This is a genomic window from Saccharopolyspora rectivirgula DSM 43747 (assembly GCF_000497205.1).
Lineage (GTDB): Bacteria > Actinomycetota > Actinomycetes > Mycobacteriales > Pseudonocardiaceae > Saccharopolyspora > Saccharopolyspora rectivirgula.
The window spans coordinates 1-3,371 of record NZ_AYJW01000116.1 but is presented as its reverse complement, the minus strand read 5'-3'; the positions used below and the strand labels follow the sequence as shown (position 1 = coordinate 3,371).

2 protein-coding genes are annotated in these 3,371 nt (G+C 58.3%); both read right to left on the bottom strand.

Annotation, left to right across the window (positions count from 1 at the left end; all coding sequences use genetic code 11):
* On the bottom strand, window positions 1-614 hold a 614-nt coding region (locus SREC43747_RS0118935; protein ID WP_029722955.1), incomplete at its 3' end, for a pPIWI_RE module domain-containing protein.
* Window positions 615-620: 6 nt separating this feature from the next.
* On the bottom strand, window positions 621-3,371 hold a 2,751-nt coding region (locus SREC43747_RS21450; RefSeq protein ID WP_029722954.1), incomplete at its 5' end, for a hypothetical protein.

Genomic DNA, 3,371 nt, shown 5'->3' with positions numbered 1-3,371 from the left:
CCCTGCGGGGCGGGGCAGCGCCGAAACGTTGAAGTCGCTACCACAGTCGGTTTCTCGTCCTGGTCAAGTTTCTTGGGGTTGTTCGGTCGCAGGTGTTCCAAGGACTTCTCGGGGCTGCTCAGCTCGGCAGCCAGCACGTGGGGAAGAAGGTGGTACAGATCGTCGAGGGTTGTCTCCCTCTTGCTGGTACTGCTGCTGAGCGTGGTGAAATCGATGACGTGAGGTTCCCACTGCAGGTCGGAGGGTTTGAGCGTGTTGAGAATTTTCTCTGCTTTAGCGACATTCGTGCCTGCTTCAGTACGGATCCAGGCCGCGACAATGGCGAACAGTGCCTCGGTGTCCAAGGGTGTGTCGCTGTACAGCCACGGGCTGTTGTCGCCGATGGTCGCTTTTTTCGCGACGGTGATGACATCGGGAACTAGTGCTGCGATCACCTGGTTCAGCAACGCGATCGGAATTGACTTGATATCACGCCTGTCCTGTGGTGATCGTCCAAGGGCGATCAGCGGCCTTTTCCAGTCCTCCGGGAAGCAAAGCCGGTACAACTTCCGTTGCCATAGGTGATCGTTGCGCAAGCGGAAAGCGGCGATCTTGAGCTGGTTGTAGCGAGCCATAGCTGCTCAGAGCCCTTCGGTCCGGGACAACGCTTGGTAAAGGCACCTGTAGAGGGTGTCGACCAGATACTTGTCAGGGTCAGTGCAGGCAGAGTTGAGGTACGAGGCGAGAACGTCACGCATGCCGATGAGCAGGCTCAGCGAATCATCATCGGTACTGTCCTGAGCTCGCTGGGCTGCGTGCGGGGCGAACGCGGCGTCGCAGAAATACACCTTGGCCTCTACGCCTCCGCGCACAAGGCGTCCGATGACCTGCCAGATCGTGACGAGCTGTGTCCAAGCCAGTGCTTGGCGTTCTTCTCGAGGGAGATTGCTGTAGGCGAGTTTGAGGTTGAGCAACCGCCGCCACTCGCGGTGGGCGGTAGAGCGGAACGCGCGTGCGCACTGCCCCAGCGATGATCTATCAGCTTCTTCAACTTCTGGGAATCCGTTGTGAATCTGGAGGGCCGCCCATTGGTTGATTCGTTGGATGAGGTAGCTGAGGTCATCCGGCCGTGGGTGGGGTCGAACGAGGAAATAGGCAGCACCAATCGCGGCTTTGTTGGCTTCGTTGAGAATGTTGTGTCCACGTTCGACAGCCAGAAGCGGAGCGACTAGAATCCACGCTGATGTGCTGGCAAGGGTGGCGACTTCCGAGCGACGTAGGCCTCTGACGCCTCGCCAGGAGTCGGTGAACTCCTCGTCATCAGCTACGAGATGCAGGATCTGGTCTTTCCAGCTGCTGTGCAGATTCACCAGGTGTTCTGCAACCATACGGGCTTCGGCGTAGCTTCCGACCAGAAGCAACAACCTCTGTCGATCTTCTGGAAGGGAGTCTCGGCGCTGCTCAAGGATGCTTTTCCCTGCTCCTGGATCGGCCAACTCGGCTACCATCTCTCGCAGAGCCGATTCCCGATCTTCACCGAATTTTCCGGAAACTCGAATAGGAGAGGAATGGTCACCGGAGAAGAGCGGGAAAAACTCGAAGCGGCTTTTACTGATTGCGTCGAGTTCTTGCTCTGGTGGGCTCAGGATTCCGGTGACGGGGACGTCGATGTGGTACCGGGCCGACTTTCCCGCCCAGCTGGTTCCTGACAGGAGCAAGACGTTGGGTCCGCGATCAGCATCTGTGAAGAACAGCTCATGCAAATGCAACAGTATCCATCGACCTACGCCGCCGCATCGAAAGAAGCGCAATCGCCCCATGGGAGCACGGCCGCGACGGCGCCCGTGCTCGTCTTCGAGATACTGGAACCCCAACACATTGCCCATGGGTGATTCGGGCACCACGGGTTGGTAGTCACGTGGTGCCCGGTGAAACAGTGCCGAGGCAACGCCCTCGAGTCCGAGCACGATCTCGATTGCGCGGAACAGGTTCATCGCCTGGTTGAGACAGTGGGCAAGTACCGCGACTGCTAGAGTGAATTCCAAACGCGCCGCTTGGCGATCGAGGTCGTCAATGGTGAGCTGCAGGTTTTCCTCGCGTGGATTCTTGGTAGCTTGTTCAAGCCACTCACGTACCCGGCGCAATCGAACCGACTCGTCGGCATCGCGCAGAATATGCGCGGTCAGCTCGACCAGATCTCGAGTTAAGGGATCGTTGGAGTCCTTCGTTCCAAGTGGATCATCGATTAGTTCGTCGAATGCGCTCCGGAGGCGGAGGTATACCGGGTCAGCTTCCCATCCTTGCTGGGGTTGATGCGTGTTGGGTTTGACCGAACCGTAGCCCGCCCAGGACTGAGCGAGTTGTTGGGACAGTGTCCACTCGGTGAAGTACGCCTTGTCCAACCAGCGACGGGACAATGCTGGTTGTGGTCGATCGCTGTCACGAGACAACGCTGAGTAGATAATGTCAACAGCGTCGTTGGCTTTGTTCAAGTTGAGTTGCCATCGCCGCACCAACGGGTCGCGCATTGGCCCCCGACCCGCTTGACGAATGGTCTTCTTGGTGCGGTCGATCACCTCGTCGAGCCAGGCATCGTCGCCTTCACCAATGAGTTGTTGTTCTGGGCTGAAGACGGAGTCCAGTTGTGCTTGAACCTGGTCAGCCTCATCGACGATGATCAGATCACAGCGTCGCCACGCCAACTCCAAGTACCGCAGCCGTTCGGCATTGAGCTGCTGGGGAACGGCGGTATGAATCAGGCTTGCGGTCGTGGCCACCCACACGTCGGCATCGACCAGATCGCGTGATGCTTGATGCCGAGGACAGCTGTGCCAAGCTGGGCAGCTGTGCACCTGGCGCTTGTTCTGTGCCTCCCCGCTGCTGCTGTCACCCTCGGGAACCAAGCCTGAACAAGGTGAATATCGGATGTCCCACGGGGTTGCGGCGTGATCGCGCAGCCCATCCAACCAGCATGCCGTGCTCACGAAGTCGAACATGCGGTTCGTGCTCGGGGCGATCCGGCCATCACCGGGGTTGGTCAACCGGTGCACTCGGATTAGGTGCTGGACGCGATTTGATTGTCCGAGCACGGGTGTTGCTTTGATACCGAGCGCTTGTAGGTGCACCGTTTTTCGAAGCACTGAGGTGACGTTCTCCGCGATTACGCAAACCCGTTTGCGGTGTAGATGACACCAGAGGACCAGTACCTCGACCAGTGTGCTCTTGCCGGCGCCGACCATGCCGATCAGGTGCATGATGCCGTCTATCGTCAGCGTTTGAGAGTCCGAGAAGCTGTTGTCAGCCTGGCGAATCTTCAACTTGATTCGCTCCAAGCGCTCGCCCCACTTCGATCGCTTCTCTTCAGGGATGCCAATACGTTTTTCTTGTTCATC